Consider the following 25612-nt stretch of genomic DNA (forward strand, 5'->3'; position numbering starts at 1 on the left):
TTACCTGACAAAATATACAGTGAATTTAAAGGAGGATATACAATGGAAAAATTAATATCACATCAATTAGTAAATTATCTTGAGGAACGAGGCATCGAGCATATTTTTGGTTTGTGTGGTCATACAAACATAGCGGTATTAACAGCCTTAGAAGAAAGCAAAATTAAATTTATCAACGTTCGACATGAACAAATTGCAGCGCACGCAGCTGATGGCTATGCGCGTGTGACGAAAAAAGCAGCAGTAGTATTAAGTCACTTAGGTCCTGGATTAACAAATGCTGCTACAGGTGTAGCCAATGCAGCGTTAGATTCAATTCCAATGGTTGTCATCGCTGGTGATGTTCCTACTCATTATTATGGAAAGCATCCGCATCAAGAGGTAAATTTACATGCTGATGCTTCGCAATATGAAATTTATCGTCCATTCGTTAAGCGTGCATGGAGAGTTGACCGTCCAGATTTATTTCCGGAAATATTAGAGAAAGCATTTTTACTAGCGGAAAGTGGAAATCCTGGCCCCGTATTAGTATCTGTACCAATGGATATCTTTTCAAAAAAGATCGATGTTTCTTTATTTGATCGACTGCATCGTCAAACGAAATCTTTGCAAAAACCTTCTATCGATGATGAAACGGCAAAGAGTATTGTACAAAAATTAGTTAATGCCAAAAATCCAGTGTTATATGTAGGCGGAGGTATCCTATTAGCAGATGCAGCAAATGAATTAAAAGAGCTTGTGGATCACTTGAACATTCCGGTAGCCCACTCCTTAATGGGCAAAGGAGCACTTTCAGATGATCATGACTTGACTCTAGGGATGACTGGTTTTTGGGGTACGAAGTTTATTAATGAAAAGTGTCGGACTGCGGATTATATTTTAGCATTAGGAACACGATTTGCAGAAGCAGATTCTAGCTCCTGGGAGCCGGAATATACGTTTGATTTTTTACAAACAAAATTAATTCATATTGATATTGATCCTAGTGAGATAGGGCGTAATTATCCTGCCGAAATTGGTGTAGTGGCGGATTTAAAACAAGCCCTTAAAGTCTTGAATCGCGTGGCTAAACAGCTTATTCCGGAAGGAGTAAAAAACGAAGCATTAATAAAAGAGATTGCTTCTTATCGTGAAGAGTTTAAAGCTAGCAATGAAGAGTATATTCACGACAATTCATTTCCAATGCAGCCGCAGCGAATTTTAAATGAAGTTCGTGAAGTCCTGCCGAAAGATGCCTATATTACTACTGATGTAGGCTGGAATAAGAACGGGGTAGGACAACAGTTTCCAATCTATGAAGCTGGAAGTATATTAACTCCAGGAGGTTTTGCTACAATGGGATTTGGAGCGCCGGCAGCTTTAGGAGCAAAGGTAGCTCAGCCTGATAAAGTAGTTGTTTCTCTAGTAGGAGACGGGGGATTCGGCCAAAATCCAGCTGTGCTTGCTACGGCAGCTGAAGAGAATATTCCTGTGGTTTGGATCGTTATGAATAACTTTGCGTTTGGTACGATCGCTGGACTGCAAAAAGCACATTTTGGAACCACTCTAGGCACGGTATTTGAAAAAGATGGAGAGGTTTATTCTCCTGACTTTGCAAGTATCGCTAAAGCTTATGGAGTAGAAGGTATAAAAATTCAATCAGCCGAAGAGTTCAAACCTGCACTGCAAAGAGCTATTGCTTCTAATAAACCAGTTGTAATTGATGTAGCGATGTTAAACAATCCTGTACCAACATCAGGACATTGGAACATCATGGATATTTACTCACCGGATAAGAAAGTACACCATATATCTGTTTAACAAGTATGGAGCAAATGCTGAAATGAAAACGGAAACATTTAACTTTGATAAAAAGGAGCTGTTTCTATGTTAGAGAGTGTGGAAGGAACTCATTCTCCATCTATTTGTACGCCTCTAGTAGGCAAAAATCACAAAGAGCTTTTAACAGAGCTGGCGGACATTCTATTAAAAAAGCCGGATATAATTGAATGGCGCCTAGATTTTTATGAAGAAATTCAAGATATGAACAGCGTCCTTTCTGCAGCTAAAGATATATATGAAAATAGTGAGCGCACTCCTATTTTGCTTACTGTACGTTCTCAAAAAGAAGGAGGGCAGCCTATTTCTTTATCAGAAAAGGAAGTAGTAGCCATACTTGCAGAGGTATGTAAACACCCGTATGTAGCAATTATTGATTTTGAAGTATCAAATCAACCGGATCACATCCGCTATTTGCGTGAAGTGTCCAAGGAAAATAACAAGAAACTTGTGCTTTCTTATCATAATTTTTCTTTTACGCCTCCTAAAGCGGAAATTTTTAAAAGCTTATTTCTAGCTGAATTTTACGGAGCAGATGCAGCAAAAGCAGCTGTCATGCCTCAGAACAATCAAGATGTTTTAACTTTATTGGAAGCTACAAGAGAGGCTGAAAAAGAGCTTAGCATTCCTCTCATTACCATGTCGATGGGAGGGTTAGGAGCTATTAGCCGAATTGTCGGATGGATGTACGGCTCGTCTGTTACTTTCGCTGTAGGGAAAAGCAGCTCAGCTCCTGGGCAAGTTCCAATTGATGAATTACGAAAAATAATTCAGTTAACAAAAAAAGTTACGGATCCTGAGAGCAACCATTTCCATCAAATTGGTTCGATATAAAATAAAAAGAACAAGAGCATGCTATGCTCTTGTTCTTTTTATTTATCCTTTAAATGCATTGAAAGATAAACGCGAGTATCTTTTTTGTGCTCATATTTTGGATTAGCGCTTCGCGTATATTCTTTTGACTGATGTTCTATATGGTAGTTCTGTTCAAATTGTTTGATTGCTTCATTAATTTCTTCTTGTGTTCTCATTAATCTTACTTGCAGCATTGTAATGTCTCCTTCCATACACCTTGCTTTTTGACTATATCATGAAATGAAAAAGAAGTAATTTTATTTTTGTTGACGAACTTGTATATACAGGTTAGAATAAAAACATAAAACTTGTATATACAGGTTTGTGATGAGATTTATATGGGGGATAGGAGATATAGGAGTGAAATGAAAGCGGAAACAAGGGGGAAAAGACATGAATCGAGAATCTGTTGAACGCATTGTAGAAGCCGTTGGCGGAAAAGAAAATATCTCTGCTGCAACGCACTGTGTAACGCGCCTTCGACTTGTTTTAAAAGATGAAGGTAAAGTCAATCAACGTATGCTAGATGAGCACGAATTAGTAAAAGGATCTTTTTCTACAAACGGCCAGTTTCAAGTTGTCATTGGTCAAGGCACGGTGGATAAAGTATATAAAGAAATGGTGGCGCTTACAGGTATAGGCGAGCTATCAAAAGAAGAAGTGAAAAACGAAGCGGCTAAAAACTTAAATCCGCTGCAGCGCGCAATAAAAACATTAGCTGACATTTTTATTCCTATTTTACCGGCCATCGTAACCGCGGGTTTATTGATGGGAATCAATAATGTACTAACAGGAGCCGGAATTTTTTACGATGATAAATCAATCGTAGATGTTCATACACAGTGGAAAGACTTCGCAAGCATGATTAATTTAATTGCGAATACGGCTTTTGCCTTTTTGCCAGCTCTTATTGGGTGGTCAGCTGTTACGCGTTTTGGAGGAAGTCCTTTATTTGGAATTGTCCTTGGGCTCATGCTTGTACATCCTGACTTGCTAAATGCTTGGTCTTACGGAGAAGCATTAAAAAAAGGAAGTATCGATACGTGGAATTTATTTGGCCTGCATGTTGAGAAAGTAGGCTATCAAGGACAGGTTTTACCCGTATTAGTCGCTTCATTCGTCTTGGCAAAAATCGAATTATTCTTACGAAAACGCATACCGGATGGATTTCAACTTTTGATTGTAGCACCTGTAGCTCTTTTAGTAACAGGGTTTCTCGCTTTTATTGTAATTGGTCCAATTACATTTGCAATAGGAAATGTTATTACAGATGCAGTTGTATGGCTGTTTAAAACGGCTCCATTTATTGGAGGGCTTGTATATGGAGGTTTATACGCTCCTCTTGTTATTACGGGCATGCACCATACATTTTTAGCCGTAGATTTACAGCTGATTGGAAGCGTGGGAAGTACGTTTTTATGGCCAATGGTAGCATTATCGAATATTGCACAGGGCTCTGCGGCTTTCGCGATAATGGTTCTTTCAAAAGATGATGAGAAATTAAAAGGATTATCTTTAACGTCAGGGGTTTCAGCGTGGCTTGGCATTACGGAACCTGCAATGTTTGGTGTGAATTTGCGTTTTAGATTTGCTTTTATTTCTGCAGTGATTGGTTCAGCTATTGCCGGTGTTGTCATATCTGTAGCCGGAGTGAAAGCAGCGTCGGTAGGAATTGGGGGTATACCAGCTCCGTTATCAATTGTTCCACAGAGCTGGCCGCCTTTTATTATTGGAATGGTCATCGTAATCGTTGTGCCGTTTCTTTTAACGTTAACGCTCGGAAAGCTTCAGAAAAAATCAACCGTTACATCAACGGTCGCGGGTACAGACTCATTTCAACATAATTCTAAGAATTAAATGGTGGTGTTAAAGATGCAAGAACCTTGGTGGAAAAAATCGGTTGTTTATCAAATTTATCCAAAAAGTTTTTATGATACGACTGGAAACGGCGTGGGTGATATAGCTGGCATTATTGAAAAGCTAGATTATTTGAAAAAGCTCGGGGTAGATGTTCTGTGGCTAACGCCAATTTATAAATCACCGCAGCGGGATAATGGATATGATATAAGTGATTATTTTGTTATTCAAGAAGAATACGGAACAATGGAGGATTTTGATCTTTTAGTAACAGAAGCGCATAAGCGGGGTCTTAAAGTCATCATGGATATTGTCGTTAATCATACGTCAACTGAACATGAATGGTTTCAAGAAGCTAAAAAATCGAAAGATAACCCGTACAGAGATTTTTATATTTGGAAAGATCAAAAAGAAGATGGAAGTGCTCCGACGAATTGGGTTTCAAAATTTGGAGGATCCGCATGGGAGCATGATAACCTCACAGAACAATCGTATCTGCATTTGTTTGATGTTACGCAAGCGGATTTGAACTGGGAAAACGAGCGTGTGCGCCGCAGCGTGTATGATATGATGACGTTTTGGTTTGAAAAAGGAGTAGATGGATTTCGTCTGGACGTTATTAATTTAATTTCAAAAGATCAGCGTTTTTTAGATGATGACGGTTCCGTTGCACCAGGAGATGGCCGGAAATTCTACACCGACGGTCCTCGCGTGCACGAATATATGCGGGAAATGAATCAAGAAGTTTTTTCAAAATATGATAGTATGACCGTTGGGGAAATGTCATCGACAACCGTTGACCACTGTATTCAGTACTCTCATCCGGACCGACGCGAGCTTAGTATGACGTTTAATTTTCATCATTTGAAAGTCGATTACCCAAACGGAGAAAAGTGGGCCCTAGCAGATTTTGATTTTATTAAATTAAAAGAGATTTTATCAACTTGGCAAACCGAAATGAATAAAGGAGGGGGCTGGAATGCACTATTTTGGTGCAACCATGATCAGCCTCGCGTTGTTTCACGCTATGGAAACGATGAACTCTATCATAATAAATCTGCTAAAATGCTCGCTGCAACAATTCATCTGATGCAGGGAACACCTTATATTTATCAAGGGGAAGAAATAGGTATGACAAACCCGAAGTTTTCCTCTATTGATGAATATAGAGATGTGGAGTCATTAAATGTGTATGAAATAAAACGTGCACAAGGAATGGACGAAAATGAAATTTTGGAAATTTTAAAACATAAATCAAGAGATAATTCCCGTACACCGGTGCAATGGAACGATAAGCCGAATGCAGGTTTTACAAAAGGAAAGCCATGGATTCATCCGGCCGATAACTACCGTAAAATTAATGTGGAAAAAGCACTAGATGATAAAGATTCAATTTTTTACTTTTATCAAAAGCTTATTGCACTGCGCAAGCAGTACGAGATTATCACCTATGGAAACTATGAATTGATTCTTGGAGAAGACGAGCAGATTTTCGCTTATATCCGAAATGGAGCAGACGAAAAGCTGCTCGTGATAAACAATTTCTACGGCAGAGAAACAGCCTTTGAACTGCCAGAAAATCTAACTTTTGAAGGATATCATAGTGAAATATTGCTGTCTAACTACGAAGATTCACCAAAGGAATTCAAGCGAGTCTTACTTCGGCCGTATGAATCAATCGTGTATCATTTAAAAAAATAGAGAAAAAGTGAAAAGAACGATGGGTGACAATCTATCGTTCTTTTTATACAATTGGGTATATATAGAAAGTAAAATAGGTGATGGCAATTGAAAGAAAATAAATTTATCAGCATTTACGAACAGTTAGTCGATAAAATTAAACGCGGTGACTGGCGTCCTAATACAAAACTTCCTTCCGAAAATGAGCTTGTTGAACAGTATCAAACGTCTCGTGAAACGATACGGAAAGCGTTAAATTTACTCTCGCAAAATGGGTACATTCAAAAAATGAAAGGAAAAGGTTCTTTTGTATTAGACGTATCACGCTTTGATTTTCCAGTATCAGGACTTGTTAGCTTCAAAGAAGTCGCGGAAAAGCTAGGACATACGTCCACTACTATTGTAAAAGAGTTTGAATTAATCAAGGCTGATCAAGATTTGTGCACACAGCTTGGCGCAACGAAAAAAGATCTCATATGGAAAGTAGTTCGAGCACGTGAAATCGATGGAGAAAAAATTATTTTAGATAAAGATTTTTTTCATAAAAAATATGTTCCTCACCTCACAAAAGACATATGCAAAGGCTCTATTTATGAATACTTAGAAAAAGATCTTGGGCTGAAAATCAGCTTTGCTAAAAAAGAAATTTCCGTTGACGAGCTGACGGACGAAGATAAATGTTACTTAGATTTGAAAGACTATGAACATATTGTGGTAGTAAGAAACTATGTGTATCTAGAAGATGCAAGCCTTTTTCAGTATACGGAATCACGTCATCGTCTTGATAAGTTTCGTTTTGTGGATTTTGCTCGCAGAGGTATATAATGGTTCACTGCCCATGAGTTTTTCCTTTTTTTAGATGTTTACAAAAAACTGCTTTGGTATAAAAAACAAAGCAGTTTTCTTATGGGGAAAACTGAAAAAACGTGATCCTTTTGACGATAAAATTCTAAAAAGGTTGAATTTTTATTTAGAGTTTGTTTTAGTAGACCATAAGATTATTTTATATTTGTATAATGTTATTCATACGGTATACAGATTTATTGATCTTTTTTTTATTAGATATATAAGAAAATGTTATTTGAAAATGATAACTTCATTAGTAATTCTAATAAAACTGTCTAACTACAGCATTAAAGGGAGCTGCTCAAACAATACTAAGTAAAAAGGAGGAGACGGAATGAGTAACGATTATCGACTTTATCCTCTTGGTGACAGCGGCATTATCGTTTCATTTGGAGACGAAATTAATTTCGGTATACATAAACGTATTCAGCAATTTACTGAGGTGCTAGAGCAATCATTATGTAAGGGAATGATTGAATATGTGCCGGCTTTTACGACGGTTACAATCTATTATGATCCTTGGATAATGAGTGAAAAAGGAAGAAGAAATCCTTACACAGCAATATCTACATATATTGAAGAACTGCTTTTCCACCAGGAAGAAAAATCTGAAGCGGTCGCTAGACAAATTGATATTCCGGTGTGTTACGGAGGAAAGTACGGCCCGGACTTAGAGAGAGTAGCTGCTTTTCATTCATTAACGCCTGATGAAGTTATCTCCATTCATACAAACGGAGAATATTTGGTGTATATGATAGGCTTTGCTCCTGGTTTTCCTTACTTAGGAGGGATGAGTGAAAAAATTGCGACTCCAAGGAAAGAATCACCGAGAAACAGCATCCCAAAAGGGTCAGTTGGCATCGCAGGAATGCAAACCGGCGTGTACCCAATTGAAACACCTGGAGGATGGCAGTTAATCGGGCGTACTCCTCTTACACTATTTAACCCAGAAAAAGACTCGCCAAGCTTACTTCAAGCAGGTGATCGTATCCGATTTGTTTCCATTTCTGAAACGGAATATGAAGCACAAAAGGAGGTGGATGAAGATGAGTATTAAAGTGATGCGTCCTGGTTTATTAACAACGATTCAAGATATCGGCAGACATGGATATCAAAAGGACGGCATGATTGTCAGCGGGGCAATGGACAAAGTTGCTTTAAGGATTGCCAACTTATTAGTAGGAAATCAAGAAAATCAGCCGGTTATTGAAATTACGTTAATGGGACCAAAAATTGAATTTCAGCAAGATGCTTTAATTGCCCTGACAGGAGGGGATTTATCGCCAACTGTTAATGATGAAGCCGTAAAGATGTGGCGGCCTTTATATGTGAAAAAAGGGAGCGTGCTGCAGTTTGGTGTTCCGACTTTAGGTTGCCGTTCTTATTTATCGGTTTCCGGTGCCTTTAACGTTCCTGCAGTTATGGGAAGTACATCTACTTCGCTTCGCGCTCGGATAGGAGGGCTGCACGGTAAAGCATTACAGTCAGGAGACGAAGTATTAAGCCATCCTCCTACAGAAATAGGGGAAGCAATTATAAAGAAACTGGTGAAAAAGCAAACGGACCGCTCTTTTCAGCAGGCTTTTTGGACCATTCATCCTAAACTTCTTCCTTCATACGAGACGTCTATTATCCGCACAATGAAAGGTGCGGAATTTGATTGGTTTACGAAAGAAAGTCAACAACATTTCTTTAATCAAGAATTTGACGTTACGCCGCAATCTGATCGAATGGGCTATAGGCTAAAAGGAAAGAAATTAATCCTTCAGCAGGAAAAGGAGCTGCTTTCTAGCGCTGTGACGTTTGGTACAATTCAAGTACCAAAAGAAGGACAGCCCATTGTTTTATTAGCAGATCATCAAACGACAGGAGGATACCCTAGAATCGGGCAGGTAGCAACTGCCGATTTTTCGGCGCTGGCACAAGTTTCTCCAGGGCAAAAGGTTTCTTTTCAATTCGTTTCACTGGATGAAGCGCAGCATTTATATATGGAGCAGGAAAAGAAAATCAATCATATTAAAAGAGCACTTCGAATGAAAATATAAGGGGGAAGAAAATGGCTACCGTTGATTTGAACTGTGACTTAGGGGAGAGCTTTGGGAACTATAGATTAGGGAATGATAAAGAAATTTTACGCTATGTAACGTCAGCAAACATTGCTTGTGGCTTTCATGCCGGAGATCCTTCGGTTATGAGAGAAACAGTAAAGCTGGCTTTGAGTGAAAATGTGGCGATCGGCGCGCACCCCGGATTGCAAGATTTAGCTGGATTTGGACGTAGATATATGAAAATTACGCCTCGAGAAGCTTATGATTTGATGGTGTATCAAATGGGGGCTCTTTCAGCTTTTATACGTGCAGAAGGAGGAACCCTTCATCATGTGAAACCTCATGGCGCTTTATATAATATGGCTGCAGGGAATCGAGATATAGCTAAAGCTATTGCTGAAGCTGTTTATAATGTTAGTGAGGAAGCTATTCTATATGGTCTTGCTGGAAGTGAATCGATTAAAGCTGGAAACGAAATCGGCTTGCGTACGTCTCAGGAAGTATTTGCAGATCGAACCTATCAACAGAACGGCATGCTGACGCCGAGAAACGTTGAAAACGCCGTGATTCAAGATGAGAAAGCAGCTATTTCTCAAGTAATTAAAATGGTCAAAGAAAAGAAAGTATTCACTGTGCAAAATGAAGAGATTCCGATTCAGGCAGATACCGTCTGTATTCATGGAGACGGTGCACATGCTGTTGAATTTGCCAAAGCTATTTGTGACAAGCTAAAAGAAGAACAAATCATCATTCAACCACAATGAGGTGACATCATGAAAAAAGAACGCAACTGGAGCGTGCTCCTCGGAGCAGCATTTTTAATGGCTACTTCAGCAGTGGGTCCAGGTTTTTTAACTCAAACAACGGTCTTTACACAAGCTCTCGCCGCAAGTTTTGGTTTTGTCATTTTACTGTCGATTTTATTAGACATTGGCGTTCAGCTAAACGTATGGCGTATTATTGCCGTCTCAGAAAAAAGAGCACAGGATATTGCTAACAGTGTTTTCCCAGGTCTCGGTTTATTTATTGCTATTTTAATTGTAATCGGAGGCTTAGCATTTAATATTGGAAATGTAGGAGGAGCGGGTCTTGGCTTCAATGCGCTATTTGGTATTTCTCCTAAAGTTGGTGCAGTCATTACAGCCATTATTTCTATTGCCATCTTTTTAGTCAAAGAAGCCGGAAAATTAATGGATCGTTTTGCTCAATTAATGGGCGGAATATTAATTATTTTAATGGTGTATGTTGCGGTTTCTTCCGCTCCGCCAGTAGGAGAAGCGGTATCTAAAACATTTTGGCCGGATCACATTGACGTAATGGCGATTGTTACTCTTGTAGGAGGAACTGTAGGAGGATATATTACATTTGCAGGAGGTCACCGTTTATTAGATGCAGGAATCAAAGGAAAAGCCGCGATTCCGGAAGTAACAAGAGGAGCAGTATCCGGCATTACGATCGCTTCGATCATTCGGATTTTTCTATTTTTGGCGACATTAGGTGTGTTGAGTCAAGGGTTAAAACTGAATCCCGATAATCCACCAGCCTCTGTTTTTCAGTTAGCCGCAGGGGATATTGGCTATAAATTATTCGGTGTCGTCATGGCAGCAGCGGCTATCACTTCAGTTATTGGTTCGGCATATACATCGGTTTCCTTTATTAAATCCTTCAGCAAAAGGATTGAGAAATATGAAAACTGGATTAGCATTGCATTTATTACGATTTCAACCCTGGTTTTCTTAACGATTGGTCAGCCGGTCACGCTGCTCATTTTAGCTGGAGCATTAAATGGGTTAATCTTACCTATTACACTCGGTACAATGCTTATAGCGGCGTATAAAAAGAAGATAGTAGGGGATTACAAGCATCCGACTTGGCTTACCGTTTTTGGCGGTTTTGTGGTCGTTATTATGGCTGTGCTAGGAGTCTATACGCTTGTGACTCAAATGGCAAAACTGTGGTAAGAAATTCTATAACCAATTAAAAAAGGGCCTTCTGGCCCTTTTTTAATTGGTTATAGGCAATACATATAAAATGATTGCTAAAAAGTGAAGTACGGTTCCGCCAAGAACAAACATATGCCAAATCATATGGTGAAAACGAAATCCTCGCCATACGTAAAAAACGGCTCCGATTGTATACAACACGCCTCCAACTACAAGAAGGACAATTCCTTGATGGGCAATGTTTTGAGTTAACGAATCCCACGCAAACACAATCATCCATCCCATAAATACGTAAAGAATGGTGGAAATAAAAAGGAATTTCTTCACAAAAAAAGCTTTGAATACAATTCCTGCAAGAGCGATGCCCCATACAATTCCAAAAAGTGTCCAGCCGGTGGTTCCTTTTACTGCGATAAATAAAAATGGAGTGTACGTACCGGCAATAAACAAGTAAATAGAAGAGTGGTCAAATATCTCAAAAAGATCTTTTACCTTACCTTCCGGAAAGCTATGGACAAGCGTAGAGGAGACATAGAGAAGCAGCATGGTTACTCCGTAAATAGTAAAACTGATAACATGCCAAGGCGTTCCTTCTAACGAAGAAAGTACGATTAAAAGCGTTAATCCCACAATGCTGAGTACGGCTCCAACGCCGTGTGTAATCGCATTTGCAATTTCTTCTCCTCTTGTAAATGTGTGTGTAGTAGCCATTTACAAAATCCTTTCTTTACACAAATTTATCTTCTATTTTCTCAGAGGATCAGTTTTGAACATACCTGCTGAGAAAAAATCCGTAACGGTCAAAAACATGAGTGAAAAGTTCATTGGTTATTTCTTTATTATAGACCATTCTTTTGATTTTATCTATTCTGACTGGAGGTCCGAAAAGAGGAAAGATGTATATGTGAATGTTCACTAGCTGTAAAAAGCATGTATAGAAGAAAAAAATGCTTTTTGAAAAAATGGCAGAAAAGTTGTCATGAAGGCATGATTTTGAAATACATATAAAATAAAACTTTTAACAGTCAAGGTTACGATTACTGCTTAGCTCATTTGCAATAGATAAGTAACAAGATTGTAAGAAGGCAGGGGGATGGAAGCAGTGAAAAAAGAAGTTATTTTTGATGAAACAGGCACATACAAATATTCTCTATTATGCAAATGGAGTGAAGTAAACGAACGTAAACTTACGTTTATCTTGTCCTTTCCAGAAAATACGTATGAATACAGCGATGATACAGCTGTATCCAAATGCATAGAACTGGCGCAAAAGTGGGGATTTGGAGTTTTAGAAATCGTTTATTTATTCAGCTATCAAACCGATCATGTTTCGTTTTTACGCATGCTTTCAAAAGAAGAAGCTGTTGGAACAAGAACAGGTGAATATATTCAAAAGGCTGTGGAAGATGCTGAACTAGTTGTGGTAGCTTGGGGTGATCATGGAAGCATTTATAACCGGCAAGAGGAAGTAGAACGCTTTTTAAAACACAAGCCGGTATACTGTTTTGGAAAAACGAAGCAGCAATTTCCTCGCCATATTTTATCCGTCGTGCACCGTACAGAATTACAGAAATACGAAGTGCCGGCTAATCGTGAAGAGTCAGAAGAAGTTTCTTCGTTTATTGAAGACATAGATCAAAGTTTTGGTGGAGAGGATTATTCTCCAATTAAACAACTAACAGAAGAAGAACCGCTTATGTTTATTGAAGACATTGCCAGTATGTATCGATAAAGAGAAAAGCGAGGTTTATATTCCTCGCTTTTTCGTTAGTATAAAACACCAAGTTTTGTCATATGGTTGTATCAAGAAGCGTGTGTGAAGGGGGAACTTTATGAAGTTGAATGAAGTACTGCACCGCATCACAACTATTTACAATGAGTTAGAAGAAGAGTGCTTTCAATATATAGGGACTGTGATCAATGAAAATGCAGAGCTGGATATTTCTCGTCTAGAAGAATTAAGTACGCTGTTAAACTTCGTATATGAATGCTCGCAGGATGTATTAGTAGGTTCTATTTTAACAAAATTGGATTATGGACAACCCATTTATCAATTTGCTATGTTAAAGCCTATTTCCCTTGAAGGAAATGAAGATAAGTTAGATATTTTATATGAAGAAAAGGTAAAAGTAGAAAGAGCGATTCTAGATGTGTATACAGCTCAGCGAAAGAAGTTATTGACTCAAGCAGCCGAAGACTTAAAAGAACTGCACTACGAGCTGCAGACCTACGTGTATGCTTGCAACATATAAGTGAATCTGTTGAAATAGCAAGGCATATATACAAATAAAAAGGAACATGTTAGGATAAGTAAAAAGAACTCCTAATCAAAGAGTTCTTTTTATTGTGAAATATATGATTTTGAACTAGTCAAGCATAAAGACGGTGGTAATGGCAGTTACCCTTTTCTTTGTGCTTTTTTTATCCGATTGTGTTGATGATGCTGCTTACTGCGTTAAAAAAGTTCATAAGTACCTCGTTTAGCATGTAATATGCCTCCTCTCTTACTCAATATGTACAATCAAATTATCCAATTGTGTTAATGATGCTGCTTACCGCGTTAAATAAGTTCATTAAAACGTCGTTGAACATGTTTGCAACCTCCTTTATGATAGATTCATATAGTAATACGAGAAAACATAAAGTTTGGATCACATTTTTTTAATGTTTTTTTAGAAAAATAGTTAAAAAAAGAGTTTAATGGAGTTGAAAAAGATGAATTCGTTTACAAACGACGAAAAGCAAGCGGTATACAAAGCGATTTACGGCAGAAGAGATGTACGCACATTTTTGTCTGATGAGATTCCGAATGAAACGGTTTATAACATTCTACAGGCTGCTCACAGCGGACCTTCCGTCGGGTTTATGCAGCCTTGGAATTTTATATTAGTATCTGATACAGAAGTGAAAAATAAACTTGCCTGGGCAGCAGATAAAGAGAGAAGAGCACTGGCTATTCATTATGAAGGTGAAAAGAAAGAAGATTTTTTAGAGCTAAAGATTCAAGGATTAAAAGAAGCGCCGTTAACTATTTGCGTAACGTGTGATCCAACAAGAGGGGGCTCTCATGTTCTCGGAAGAAACTCAATTCCAGAAACTGATATGATGTCAACTGCGTGTGCGATTCAAAATATGTGGCTTGCTTCATATGCAGAAGGACTGGCAATGGGATGGGTAAGTTTTTATAAAAAAAATGATGTACGTGACATTTTACATATTCCTCCTCATATTGATCCTGTAGCGCTCATGTCAATTGGCTATACAGATAAATACCCTGAGAAACCAATCTTAGAACAAGCTAACTGGGAAAAAAGAAGGGATTTAGACAAGCTAATTTATCATAATGTATGGGAAAATGAAAAAGAATAGCGGAGAGAAAATAAAGACATACTAAAAAGCGCCGAAATATAGTAAAATTTGAATATTAAATGATACACTATATATAGCGAAAGCGGATATGAGCGTCTAGCGTATCCGTTTTATTTATATGTATACAAATGACTTGGGAAAAAGAGAGATAGGAGAATTGAAGGTTTCATGAATATTGCAAGAAGTTGGCTTCACAACAAACTTACTGTTCGCATCATTACGCTTATTATTATTACAGTTTTACTTGTCAGCATTAGAAGTATGCTTCAGCTGCTGTTATTTACGTTTATTTTTACCTTTTTAATTGGTCGTCTTCAACAAACGTTAAGAAGAAAGCTTCCGCTTAATTCAACGCTTATACTCATCGTCATCTATATCGCACTGATTGGTGCTCTCGGTATTGTAGGATATGTATATATCCCGGTTATTATGACGCAAGTTACTGAGCTTGTACAGAAGCTGATGTATTTTTACAAGCACCCCCCTGATAATACATTCGTCACCTATATTATCGATAATCTAAAGAGATTTAAATCACCAGAAAATATTCAGCAGAATATTGATTTAGTATACAGCTATTTATCTAATATTGGAAAAGTAAGTGCACAAGTTTTCTTAGCACTCTTGTTAAGCCTATTCTTTTTACTTGAAAAGTCGCGGATTCACCGATTATTTGTCCAACTGGAACAATCTAGGCTGGGCTGGTTTTTCAAAGAAGCTGGCTATTTGGGGAGAAAATTTGTTAATTCCTTCGGCAAGGTAATAGAAGTTCAGTTTATTATCGCTTTTGTGAACAGCATTTTATCCGTTATTGCCCTGTGGGTGTTAGGGTTTCCTAATTTGCTTGCGCTTGGCGTTATGGTCTTTCTACTAGGGCTAGTGCCGGTTCTTGGGGTATTTGTTTCACTCATTCCGCTTTGTACAATCGCTTACAGTTTAGGAGGCGGTGTAAAAGTACTATCTGTGTTAATTATGGTGGTAGTACTTCACGCACTTGAAAGCTATGTATTAAATCCAAAGCTTATGTCATCTAAAACAAACTTGCCAACATTCATTACGTTTATCATTTTAGTATTTGGTGAACATTTCTTGGGCGTATGGGGGCTGATTCTTGGTATTCCTATTTTTATTTTCTTTTTAGATCTCGTAGGAGTAGATTCAGCACAGCAGCTGTCAAAAAAAGAAGAGACTGGGACAAAATGATTTTAGACGAGGTGAAAAACGAACCATTAATCAAGATGTTTGATTAGTGGTTCGTTTCTTTTTTTAACGAGCGTATCGTTTTTTGAATGACTGGATGATCTCGATGCTTAAGTTTATAAGCAAGAAAGATCTGATTTTTTACCGCTAAATGTTCAAGTTCGATTTTCACCTTTTTTTCTTGGAGCGCTTCTTGAATCAAATAGCGGGGAAGCAGGCTGATTCCCATGTGATGCTGAATGGCTTTTAACACTGTTTGAAGATTTGGAATCACATGATGAGGCTGAATTTCAGGCCGTTTTTTAAAATGCTGTCGCCAAAAACGCCTGATAATAGGAAGTTCAAGGCCATAGCTAATCCACCGCTGATTGTATAAAAAATCCTCTATGTCTTCATTGGGTGTCATTTCAAAAGAAGGAGGGACGGTTAAGACAAACTCTTCTTCTTCAATGACCGTATATTCGACTCCTGGTATTTGCAATCTTTGGGTTGTAATCGCAATATCAATTTCGTCGCTTTGTATCTTTTCAAGTAAAACAGAAGCAATACCAAACTGGCTGTAGCAGCGGATACCTGCATCTTTTATTCTTTCTAAAGCTTGTTCGGTAAAATACTCTACGGGAGAACCAATTTTTACGACCGGCAGCGCGTTGGGAGATGAAGCGGTCATTTTTAATTCAATTGAAGCAGCTTCTAGACTTTCAATTAACGGGACAATACGCGTGTACAGTTCTTTACCTTTTTCTGTTGGAATCATCTTTCTTGGTGCACGGATAAATAAACCTTCGCCTATTTCAGCTTCTAAAGCAGCTAAGTGCTGACTCATGGCCGGCTGCGTTAAGATCCTCGCTCTGGCTGCTTCAGAAACGGATCGATATTTGTAAATGCTAATAAAGCTGCGATACCATTCAAAATCAATCATTTATTCTATCCTTTCTTATAAATTTATTTATGGATATCTATTTATTTTCTAATTTGTATTATAGACAAGCTCTCTTTAAAATAAAAATAGTAAGCAAATCATTTTTAGATAAAATAATAAAAGTAACGCTAAGCAAATGATTTAAAAAGGAGAGTTAGACTGTGAAAGCATTATTATTGCAAGATAAAAATAAATGGACAGAAATGAAAGTAGAAGAAGTGGAAAAACCTCTTCCAAATAAAGGAGAAGTAGTAGTTGAAGTTCACGCAGTGGGACTTAATCCAGTGGATTATAAGACGGCTACTAATGGAAACCCTCATTGGACATATCCTCACATTCTAGGTTTAGATGTAGCTGGGACAATTGATGAAGTTGGAGAAGGAGTAGTTGACTGGAAAAAAGGAGACCGCGTCGTCTATCACGGGGACTTTATGAAAAAGGGCGGATATGCTGAATATGCGGTTACAACTGCTCATTCAATTTCGCGCATTCCTGATGCCGTTACATTTGAAGAAGCTGCTGCATTGCCTACTGCAGGTTACACGGCGTATGAAGCACTATTTCGTAAACTTCCAATGAACCATATTCAAACCATCTTAATTCACGGAGGAGCTGGAGGCGTAGGGGGCTTTGGCGTGCAGCTTGCTAAAAACGCTGGAAAAACCGTTTTCTCAACAGCTTCAGCACATAATCATGAGTATGTGAAGTCGTTAGGCGCTGATTATGTAATTGATTATCGCGAGGAAAATGTCGTGGAAAAAGTATTGGAGCTGACAAATGGCCGCGGCGTAGATGCTGTGCTTGACACGGTGAGCGCAAAGAACGCAACGGATTCTTTAGATATGATTGCCTATAGAGGACATTTAGCACATATTGCTGGTGCACCTGACTATACAAAAGTAAAGCCTTTTACAAAAGTGATTTCTTATCATGAAGTAGCTTTAAATGCTGCACACCACATTGATGACATGATGGCGCAAGCGGATTTAGCAAAAATGGGCGATGAGCTTTTAGCATTAGTAGCAGAGAAGAAAGTAGCTCCGATGATTGAGCGCATCATCTCGTTAAAAGAAGTGCCAAGTGCATTAGAAGAGCTTTCAAAACGCCATGTGAAAGGGAAAATCATTGCTAAAATTAAATAATAGCAGGACAGAAAAGACTCTTTTATTACAACTAATAAAAGAGTTTTTTTCTGCTATTTTCTTTTTTTGCGTTACTTCACTTATGAACTGCATATGATAGAAGATAATCAAATATAGCAAACGGGTGCGTATAAGCTTTTTTTACTAGTAAAATTGCTTTGAAATCGTGAAATTTTGAATAGTTTGAGTTATGATGAAAGAACGTGAAATTTGTATGATTGAAAGGAGAAAAAAGGTGCAAGGGTTTATTGATTTTGTACAAAACTTAGGCATAGTGGGCATCTTTATTGCTACAGCAATCGAAGCTGCGGCAATTCCTTTTCCGTGTACGTTATTGATTTTGCTCATTGGCTCGGTGCTGCAGCTTTCAATATGGAAAATCCTTATTGTTTCAGCTGTCAATACCGTTATTTATATCGCATTCAACTATATTCCGTTCGTGATGGGATACAGGTTTGAATCTATTACCAAGCGCTGGTTTGGTGAAAAAAATATAAAGCGTGCTCAAAAATGGTTTCATAAATACGGAAAATGGAGTATTACGATTTCTCGTCCCATCAGTATCGCAAACTATATAACCTATTTGGCAGGCCTTAGCAAAATTAAATCTAAGGACTTTGTTTTATACAGCACCTTAGGCATTTTTCCGTGGTTTGTTTTTTTGCTCTATGTAGGAGGACTTGGAGATATTGAAAAAATCCAAAAATATTTGCATGATGTAGATCGTTTAATATTTGTTATTCTTATAATCGGAGTGATAGTTGGTGCAGGCTGGTGGATGAAAAAGAGAAAAAGTACATAAAAAAGACGGGACCAAATAAGTGATTCCTTAAAATAAGAGCGCTTTTATAGTAAGGTTTTTATAACTCAAAAGAGCCGCCTCTAAGTCGAAACCCTGACTTAGAGGCGGCTCTTTTATTCAACTATAAACAGCCCGCCAGCTTCTATAAGACGTAATATCCTCCGCATCTTCTGTCGCGTGAGCTTCACAAAGAAAACCCGCTACTTCACTGCCGTCTTCGAGAGTGATTTTGCCTAGTCCAAGAGGAGAAGGGATAGAATCGGCAAAAGAGCCGAACAGTGATAAAGGCATTTCCCAAAGTTCAACTTCAATTTTTTCTCCTTGTTGATGCGTTCGCAACAGCCCCGGTTTTGCTGGAGAAGTAGGCAGTTTAAAAAGCTGGTAATAAGGAGCGGTTTGGTCTTTTCGTACGAATGAAGCTCCATGTTCACGCATTTGAAATTCAAGTGGAAACCCGCGCATATGCAAACCGCAAACAGCTACTAAGGTTGTATCTTTTCTTGAATCAACCGTTCGTTCACCATTTAAAAACACTTCGCTAAGCCCGCAAATGAATTGTTCCCCGTCAAATGTAGAGAAAAATGAAATGCCAAACGGTAAATCAAGATCTGCATCTTGAGATGGAAGAGAGACAGCGCATAAGTCGAGCAAGTTACAATGGTTTGTAAAACGCCCCATGTCACTGTTTGTTTCAATTGGATTTTCTCTTACTTGTTCCCGCGTCCACGTTCCGCCTGCTGTCGGCATAACAAGAACAGCATTTTTAAGCTGATGATATGCTTGGTGTTTAAAGGATTGAAGCTTATGTGAAGCTTGAAATAAAGCAGCAGCATCATATTCTGGTTTAGCACCTGAACGAAGGACTTGCTCGGTTACAGGAAATGCTGTTTCTTCATGAGAAGTAATAAATTCTCCTAAGTCAGCCCAGCGCTCCGCTACGTATGGGCCGTCATACAATAAAGCAGCTGCTTCGCTTAAATACGAGCCGTCAATGTATTCAATGGGAATAGATAAATCTTCAATCTTTTTCACTGCTTGCTTCCAAGCTTCCTCGTACTGCTCAGCAAACGGTCCGTAAAATGAGAGCGGTTCTTTTACCATACAAATTTTTTCAGGGAGAGCCGAAGAAGCCCGAACAACAGAGCGTGACCATGGATCTTGATCGTCTACTCCTCTAATAATAGAATCTACAAGTACTACATCATTCCATTCATGAGCAAAAGCAGTGACGCAGTCTAAGCTTTTACACGCCGGAACTACACCTGCAGATGGCCACGCTCCGAGAGAAGGTTTATAGCCAATTAAACGGTTTAAACCGGCTGGAACGCGCCCTGAACCTGCTGTATCGGTACCTAAAGAAAAAGCAGCGTGCCCGCGAGCTACGGATACAGCTGACCCTGAGCTCGATCCGCCGCTAATGAGCTCGGACTTTAACGCATTGTGCGTTTCGCCGTAAGGGCTTCGTGTACCGACCAGCCCTGTAGCAAATTGGTCCAAGTTGGTCTTTCCAAGAGGAATAGCACCTGCATCAATAAGACGTTGAACAACCGTAGCATGTGCAGAAGGGATATACGTATATTCTTTACATCCGGCTGTCGTCGGTACATGGGCTACATCGATATTATCTTTAACGGCGAATGGAATTCCCCATAAAGGTAACGCTTCAGGGCTTAGGGCAGCTAAGCGATCGAGATAAGGTTTTAACTCACCGAGTGTAGGAGGGGTAATCCAAATATTCATGTCTTTATCAGCTTCTACACGCGTAAGAATTTGATGTACTACATCTTCCGGAGTTAATTCTTTTTTGATATACATTTCACGTAACCATTGAACCGAAAATGTTTTAGGCAAGCTCACTGTTTTCATTGTATCCACCGTCCTTAATGAGTAATTGGAGCAAAGGCTTTTATACCGGCAATCAGCTGTCCAGCTTGTACTTCATCGCCGGGTTTTACATGAATAGAACTGATATATCCATCCATAGGTGCTAGCTGTGGAAACTCCATTTTCATACTTTCTTCGATAATTAACGTATCGCCTTTTTCAACTTTTTGTCCTTCTTCAACAAGAACTTTCCATACGCTTCCCGGCATTGTACAGCGCGCGGCTTCCGTACCTTCGGGCAGTTCTTGTTCCGTAATTTCAGCCGTTTCATGTTCAGAGACGTACTCAGCTAAGCCGAGTGCTTTCCAATCTTCTCGCTCTGTTTGAAAAGCAGCCTGCTGGTTGTGACGAAAAGCAGCCGTGCTTTCTTCAATAGATGAAAGAAAATCTAAATATTCTCCAAGTTTAAACGTTGTCTCCGTAATATCTGCTTCAAATCTCCCGCGAAGAAAATCTTCGCGCAGTTTTAAAAGCTCATCTGCTTCTACTTGGTAAAATTGAATTTGATCAAAGAAACGAAGAAGCCACGGTTTTCCTGCTTCAAAACTTTCCGTTTGACGAAGTCGGTTCCACATTTGAATCGTGCGTCCCACAAATTGATAGCCCCCAGGACCTTCCATTCCGTATACGCACATATACGCACCGCCAATACCAACTGCATTTTCAGGTGTCCATGTACGAGCGGGATTATATTTCGTTGTCACTAAACGGTGACGAGGGTCTAGAGGCGTAGCAACAGGTGCGCCTAAATATACATCTCCAAGCCCCATTACAAGATAATTAGCGTCAAATACAACTCGTTTCACATCTTCAATGTGATCCAGACCGTTTACCCGGCGAATAAACTCTAGATTGCTTGGACACCAGGGGGCATCTGGGCGAACGTTTTGCTGATAGCGTTCAATAGCCAATTGAGTCGCAGGATCATCCCATGAAAGCGGAAGTTTTACAATACGAGAGGGAACTTCCATTTCTTCAAGTGGAGGAAGTGCGCGATCTATAGCTGAAATGTGCTGGCAAAGTTCAAGAATAGACATCTTTGTTGCATCAATATGAATTTGAAGAGAACGGATACCAGGCGTTAAATCTAGAACTGGTAAATCCTTATGCTTTTGAATAGCTTCCATTAAAGCATGCACTTGGAAGCGAAGCAGCAGATCAAGCTCCATTTCTCCGTACTCCACAAGTATATTCGCATCGCCTGAGCAGCGGACGGAAAAAGGGAATCGTCTATTTTCCGTTTCGTTGATCAGAAGCGGATAATCGCTTTTGAGCGGCTGTGCTACTAGATTTGTAAGCACAGGAAGTGATGTAGATGTTCCGATACGCTGTAAAAAGTCTTCCTGCGTACATTTGAGTTTTTCAGCTTGTTCAAGATCAATTAATTTAAACGAAATTTTATCTCCGGGGTGAAGCTGTCCTATTTTCCAAAACTCTGCTGAAGCAGTCGTAACAGGGCAAACAAAGCCCCCAAGGCTCGGGCCGTCTGGGCCAAGTAAAATAGGCATATCTCCAGTTAAGTCTAAGGTGCCGATGGCATAGGCATTATCATGAATATTTGATGGGTGCAAACCGGCTTCTCCTCCATCTTCACGCGTCCAAAAAGGAGCGGGACCTATTAACCTAACGCCTGTTCTAGAGCTGTTAAAATGAACTTCCCATTTTGTATCTGTTAGCTGCTGCAGGTACTCTGGCTGCAAAAACTCTTCTGTACAATGAGGGCCGGGAATCACTCCGATTGTCCATTCTTTAGACATGGTTGGCTGGTAGGAAAGAGCAAGTTCATTTTCAACGTGAGCGTAGTCAGAAACACGCAGTACATCTCCCGTGCGAAGTGCTCTTCCGCCGTGTCCTCCGAAACTTCCTAGTGTAAAAGTAGAAGAACTGCCTAGTATTTTAGGCATATCAAGTCCGCCGCCAATCAGTAAATACGTGCGCATTCCTTCGGTTGCTTCACCAAATGAAAGAATTTGTTCCGGCTTTGCTTGAATGGTTTTATACATGGGAATTTCAGCGCCGTCTAATGTAGCCTGCATGTTGGCACCGGTAATACAAAAAGATACATTGTCTCTAAATTTATAAGAGCCGCCTCGGAGAGTCATTTCAATTCCCGGGGCATCCGGTGAATTTCCGAGAAGTTTGTTTCCTATGCGAAAAGCAAAAGGATCCATTGGGCCGCACGGAGGAACTCCTACATTCCAGTGCCCGGTGCGTCCCGGGTAATCTTGAACAGTAGACTGAACGCCGCCGTCTAAAACTTCAATTGCTTGTTCGCTCGGAGTATATGAGTTAAGCATTTGAGTATACACATCGCCTGTTTTACACGCTTTTTCTTCTAACAGTCCCTGCAAGTATTGAAGATTAGTAGTAACGCCGTATAATCTTGTCTCTTTTAAAGCAGCGCTCAATTTTAGAAGAGCTTCTTCTCGTGTTTTTCCATGAACGATAATTTTAGCTAGCATAGGATCATAAAGTGATGTTACAGCAATGCCGTCTCGCACCCATGTTTCAACTCGAGCACTTTTAGAGAAAATGGCTTGGTCGATTTGCCCGCCGCTTGGACGAAAATCATTTAAGCAATCTTCGGCATAAATACGCGCTTGGATACTGTGACCTGAAGGAACAGGAAGCAAAGAAGGAAGGTTTACCAGCTCATCGCATGCTTCTTTAAGCATCCATTCTACTAAATCGATGTTTAACACTTCTTCTGTAACGCCGTGTTCTACTTGAAGACGAGTATTTACTTCTAAAAAATAAAACTTCTCCGCTTCGGCGTCATATAAAAATTCTACTGTTCCTGCACTTCGGTATCCGACTTCTTTAGCTAGTCGAGTAGCTGCTTGCAACATATTTTCCCGTATATATGAAGGGAAGTTTGGAGCTGGGCTTTCTTCAATTACTTTTTGATTTCTTCGCTGAATAGAGCAGTCGCGTTCCCCTAAAGCTACTACTTCTCCAAAAGAATTCCCGAAGATTTGAACTTCCACATGGCGAGCTTTTTGAATGTATTTCTCTAAAAAAACACCGCTGTTTTTAAAGTTTGTTTGTGCTAAATGGCAAACAGAGTCAAAAGCGGCTTGAAGCGCTTTTTCATCCTGGCAAACACGCATTCCAATTCCGCCGCCGCCAGCTGTACTTTTTAACATAACGGGATAGCCAATCTCTTCAGCAGCACGTACAGCTTCTGATACATCTGTAATAAGAGGTGTACCAGGAAGCAAAGGCACGTCCGCTTTTTGCGCAATTTCCCGAGCTGAATGTTTCAATCCGAATATTTCCATTTGCTGAGGTGTAGGACCAATAAATACAATTCCTTCAGCTCGACAGCGACGAGCAAATTCCGCGTTTTCGCTTAAAAAACCGTAGCCTGGATGAATAGCTTCCGCTCCTGTTTTCTTTGCGATATCTAGAATAAGGTCTTCGTTTAAATAACTTTCTTTGATCGGGCCGCTGCCAATTAAAATGGCTTCATCTGCTTCATCAACGTGCAGGCTGTCTTGATCAGCTTCTGTATAAACAGCCACAGATTTCACTCCGAAATGTCGTAATGTTCGCTCAATTCTAACGGCAATTGCTCCTCGGTTCGCAATTAATACTTTTGTAAACATAGATGAACACTCCTTTTTATAATGAATCCCAAATAACTAAGCGAATAGGGGTAGGGTTATAATCGTTGCACGGATTATTAAGCTGAGGGCAGTTACTGATCAATACAAGTGTAGGATTGATCGCTTCCATTTCTACATAGTATCCAGGTGCAGACACTCCGTCATTAAACGTTAATCCGCCGCTTGGCGTCACAGGTACATTCATAAAAAAGTTTACGTTTGGTGCTAAATCTCTTTTAGTGTAGCGGCTATCATATTTTGATAGCTGCAGCATAAATGTATCTCGGCAGTTATGCATCGGAAGCGTGTCATGTGCATAACGTACGGTGTTGCTTTGTGCGGAACAAGCTCCACCTAGGGTATCGTGGCGTCCGCACGTGTCAGCTACAATTTTGACTAGTTCTTTGCCAGATTGAGAAAGCAGCACTGTGCCGGTGGATAAATAAATATTTCCTTGATTAGCAATCGTCGATACTGCACTGTAATGATCTTCTGGATTTTCTGCATCAAAGAATAAAGTATCCGCTGCTTGATTTCCTTTTACATCTATTATTCTAAGCGTTTGTCCTGGTTTAAGTTCGTGCATCCAGCCGTCCCCAGCCAGTACCGTTTCATCATAAATTGCGTTCTCTATTTTTCTGCTACTTTCCACTCGGTTAAATACAGCCATTATAGAAGCCTCCTTCATTTTTAAATCGTTGATAATGTTTTATTTCCAAGCAATAGGTCATAAGACCATGTGTTTTCAAACGCTCGTTTATTTTCAGGTCTAAAATTTAAACAGTAGTCGTCTGAGCTTACAGGAGCTGCTTCATCTACGGTTATTTCAATCGGAACAGAAGGATACGTTTCGCTCGGGTCTAGGGGGTTAGGTGTATTAGACAGTAGAAAAAGCAAATCCATCTCTGTTCTAAGCGTAATAAAATCTCCTTTTTTACAATGAGAAGAAACAAAATTCATATTGCCTTCTTCGTCGCAGTATACTTTTGAAAATAAGTTAAGATTAGGGACTAAATCCCGTGTTGTTAAACCGTTGCGCAGAAGCTCCATTGAGAAGTTTTCTTCGCCATTCCTTCGCCATTCGTTTCGGGATTCTTGATAAGTAGATGCACCGTATTTTTGATGAGTTAAGCTGCGCGTAGTATAGCCTGAAATGGTATCATGCCAGCCGGTGGAGTCAGCAGTAATGCTTGCAAATGCTCTGCCGTTGTCACTCATCAGAACGTGTCCTTTTGTTAAATGAGCAGTATGCTGAGCTTTTAAGGTATCAGGCATGTTGTATCGTTCCGTTAAATCATAAGCGTTGTACAATAGTAGGGATGCGTTTGCACCGGATTCTTGTGCGGTAAACGTCACTGATTTTCCTCTCCCAATTCGTCCTGACCATTTTCCGCCCGCTGGGATGGTTTGCTTCCAGATATAACTCATAAAATAACCTCCTTAGAATAAAAAAAGGATAAAAGCTTGGGAGAGTAGTCTCCCAGGCTTTTATCCTTCCGTGTTATACAGCATAGCGCCATATCGCTCTCTCTCGGACCAGTCTTTAACGTATGTTAAACGGAACCCTAGACAGCTTTTTTGTTCTTAACATCTGTAAGAACCTTTATCCATTTGTGGCTTTCGATTAATCGTAGTATA

Annotated in this window: 22 protein-coding genes and 1 riboswitch; of the genes, 15 read left to right on the top strand and 7 right to left on the bottom strand. The window is 39.5% G+C overall.

The genetic code is table 11. From position 1 onward, the window contains the following. Positions 1 to 42: 42 nt before the first annotated feature. On the top strand, positions 43 to 1800 hold the full coding sequence (locus tag ACNHOZ_RS13720) for a thiamine pyrophosphate-binding protein (protein WP_048020115.1): 1758 nt from the start codon (positions 43 to 45) through the stop codon (positions 1798 to 1800). Between the two features lie 66 nt (positions 1801 to 1866). Then, entirely contained in the window at positions 1867 to 2652 is a 786-nt protein-coding gene (gene aroD, locus ACNHOZ_RS13725; protein ID WP_048020116.1) for a type I 3-dehydroquinate dehydratase, read from the top strand. Positions 2653 to 2690: 38 nt separating this feature from the next. Here aroD and ACNHOZ_RS13730 read toward each other — a convergent pair whose 3' ends face one another. Next, positions 2691 to 2867 (bottom strand): YvzF family protein, encoded by a 177-nt coding sequence (locus ACNHOZ_RS13730; protein ID WP_080968634.1) that lies wholly within the window; start codon positions 2865 to 2867, stop codon positions 2691 to 2693. A gap of 199 nt (positions 2868 to 3066) precedes the next feature. Between ACNHOZ_RS13730 and treP the strand changes: the two genes are divergently transcribed. From treP to ACNHOZ_RS13765, 7 genes are all read left to right on the top strand, one after another. Continuing rightward, the gene (gene treP, locus ACNHOZ_RS13735) at positions 3067 to 4530 is read left to right on the top strand and encodes a PTS system trehalose-specific EIIBC component (RefSeq protein ID WP_034269744.1); all 1464 of its coding nucleotides are present in this window, start codon (positions 3067 to 3069) and stop codon (positions 4528 to 4530) included. Positions 4531 to 4545: 15 nt separating this feature from the next. After that, positions 4546 to 6231, top strand: coding sequence for an alpha,alpha-phosphotrehalase (gene treC / locus ACNHOZ_RS13740; RefSeq protein ID WP_255899457.1), 1686 nt, complete (start codon positions 4546 to 4548; stop codon positions 6229 to 6231). A gap of 87 nt (positions 6232 to 6318) precedes the next feature. Further along, positions 6319 to 7035, top strand: coding sequence for a trehalose operon repressor (gene treR / locus ACNHOZ_RS13745; protein ID WP_028412210.1), 717 nt, complete (start codon positions 6319 to 6321; stop codon positions 7033 to 7035). 355 nt (positions 7036 to 7390) lie between these two features. Further along, positions 7391 to 8113, top strand: coding sequence for a 5-oxoprolinase subunit PxpB (pxpB, locus tag ACNHOZ_RS13750; protein ID WP_255899459.1), 723 nt, complete (start codon positions 7391 to 7393; stop codon positions 8111 to 8113). Next, positions 8103 to 9101: a 5-oxoprolinase subunit C family protein gene (locus ACNHOZ_RS13755; RefSeq protein WP_048020119.1), complete on the top strand. Its 999-nt coding sequence runs from the start codon at positions 8103 to 8105 to the stop codon at positions 9099 to 9101. The genes pxpB and ACNHOZ_RS13755 overlap by 11 nt, the downstream gene beginning before the upstream one ends. 11 nt (positions 9102 to 9112) lie before the next feature. After that, on the top strand, positions 9113 to 9868 hold the full coding sequence (locus tag ACNHOZ_RS13760; RefSeq protein ID WP_447697168.1) for a LamB/YcsF family protein: 756 nt from the start codon (positions 9113 to 9115) through the stop codon (positions 9866 to 9868). A gap of 9 nt (positions 9869 to 9877) precedes the next feature. Then, positions 9878 to 11065, top strand: a complete 1188-nt coding sequence (locus ACNHOZ_RS13765; RefSeq protein ID WP_255899461.1) for an NRAMP family divalent metal transporter — start codon at positions 9878 to 9880, stop codon at positions 11063 to 11065. Between the two features lie 42 nt (positions 11066 to 11107). Here ACNHOZ_RS13765 and trhA read toward each other — a convergent pair whose 3' ends face one another. After that, positions 11108 to 11758: a PAQR family membrane homeostasis protein TrhA gene (gene trhA / locus ACNHOZ_RS13770; protein ID WP_013055671.1), complete on the bottom strand. Its 651-nt coding sequence runs from the start codon at positions 11756 to 11758 to the stop codon at positions 11108 to 11110. Positions 11759 to 12140: 382 nt separating this feature from the next. Between trhA and ACNHOZ_RS13775 the strand changes: the two genes are divergently transcribed. The 4 genes from ACNHOZ_RS13775 (at position 12141) to ACNHOZ_RS13790 (ending at position 15619) form a co-directional block, all read left to right on the top strand. Continuing rightward, entirely contained in the window at positions 12141 to 12779 is a 639-nt protein-coding gene (locus tag ACNHOZ_RS13775; protein WP_217916040.1) for a DUF1643 domain-containing protein, read from the top strand. A 100-nt stretch (positions 12780 to 12879) separates the two neighbouring features. Then, on the top strand, positions 12880 to 13299 hold the full coding sequence (locus ACNHOZ_RS13780; RefSeq protein ID WP_016763238.1) for a hypothetical protein: 420 nt from the start codon (positions 12880 to 12882) through the stop codon (positions 13297 to 13299). 463 nt (positions 13300 to 13762) lie between these two features. After that, entirely contained in the window at positions 13763 to 14416 is a 654-nt protein-coding gene (gene bluB / locus ACNHOZ_RS13785; RefSeq protein ID WP_013055676.1) for a 5,6-dimethylbenzimidazole synthase, read from the top strand. A gap of 168 nt (positions 14417 to 14584) precedes the next feature. Continuing rightward, positions 14585 to 15619, top strand: coding sequence for an AI-2E family transporter (locus tag ACNHOZ_RS13790; protein WP_028412216.1), 1035 nt, complete (start codon positions 14585 to 14587; stop codon positions 15617 to 15619). A 43-nt stretch (positions 15620 to 15662) separates the two neighbouring features. Here ACNHOZ_RS13790 and ACNHOZ_RS13795 read toward each other — a convergent pair whose 3' ends face one another. Continuing rightward, positions 15663 to 16538: a LysR family transcriptional regulator gene (locus ACNHOZ_RS13795; RefSeq protein ID WP_447697169.1), complete on the bottom strand. Its 876-nt coding sequence runs from the start codon at positions 16536 to 16538 to the stop codon at positions 15663 to 15665. Between the two features lie 161 nt (positions 16539 to 16699). On the opposite strand from ACNHOZ_RS13795, the gene ACNHOZ_RS13800 reads away from it, so the two are divergent. Both ACNHOZ_RS13800 and ACNHOZ_RS13805 read left to right on the top strand, forming a co-directional pair. Next, positions 16700 to 17680, top strand: coding sequence for a zinc-binding dehydrogenase (locus ACNHOZ_RS13800; protein ID WP_034269761.1), 981 nt, complete (start codon positions 16700 to 16702; stop codon positions 17678 to 17680). Between the two features lie 235 nt (positions 17681 to 17915). After that, on the top strand, positions 17916 to 18482 hold the full coding sequence (locus ACNHOZ_RS13805; RefSeq protein WP_447697170.1) for a DedA family protein: 567 nt from the start codon (positions 17916 to 17918) through the stop codon (positions 18480 to 18482). Positions 18483 to 18599: 117 nt separating this feature from the next. Here the strand turns inward: ACNHOZ_RS13805 and atzF are convergent, their stop codons facing one another. From atzF to ACNHOZ_RS13825, 4 genes are read right to left on the bottom strand one after another with little or no spacing between them, the layout of a single operon-like run. Continuing rightward, positions 18600 to 20348 carry an allophanate hydrolase gene (gene atzF / locus ACNHOZ_RS13810; protein WP_255899469.1) on the bottom strand — a complete coding sequence of 583 codons (1749 nt, stop codon included), beginning with the start codon at positions 20346 to 20348 and terminating at the stop codon, positions 18600 to 18602. Between the two features lie 14 nt (positions 20349 to 20362). Next, on the bottom strand, positions 20363 to 23974 hold the full coding sequence (gene uca, locus ACNHOZ_RS13815) for an urea carboxylase (protein ID WP_447697171.1): 3612 nt from the start codon (positions 23972 to 23974) through the stop codon (positions 20363 to 20365). Positions 23975 to 23990: 16 nt separating this feature from the next. Beyond that, positions 23991 to 24644, bottom strand: coding sequence for an urea amidolyase associated protein UAAP2 (locus tag ACNHOZ_RS13820; RefSeq protein ID WP_047751562.1), 654 nt, complete (start codon positions 24642 to 24644; stop codon positions 23991 to 23993). A gap of 20 nt (positions 24645 to 24664) precedes the next feature. Next, complete coding sequence (locus tag ACNHOZ_RS13825; RefSeq protein WP_255899473.1) at positions 24665 to 25402, bottom strand: urea amidolyase associated protein UAAP1; 738 nt, start codon at positions 25400 to 25402, stop codon at positions 24665 to 24667. Positions 25403 to 25449: 47 nt separating this feature from the next. After that, a riboswitch (guanidine-I (ykkC/yxkD leader) is annotated at positions 25450 to 25554 on the bottom strand. Between the last annotated feature and the right edge of the window lie 58 nt (positions 25555 to 25612).

It is taken from the genome of Priestia sp. D51 (assembly GCF_053345675.1).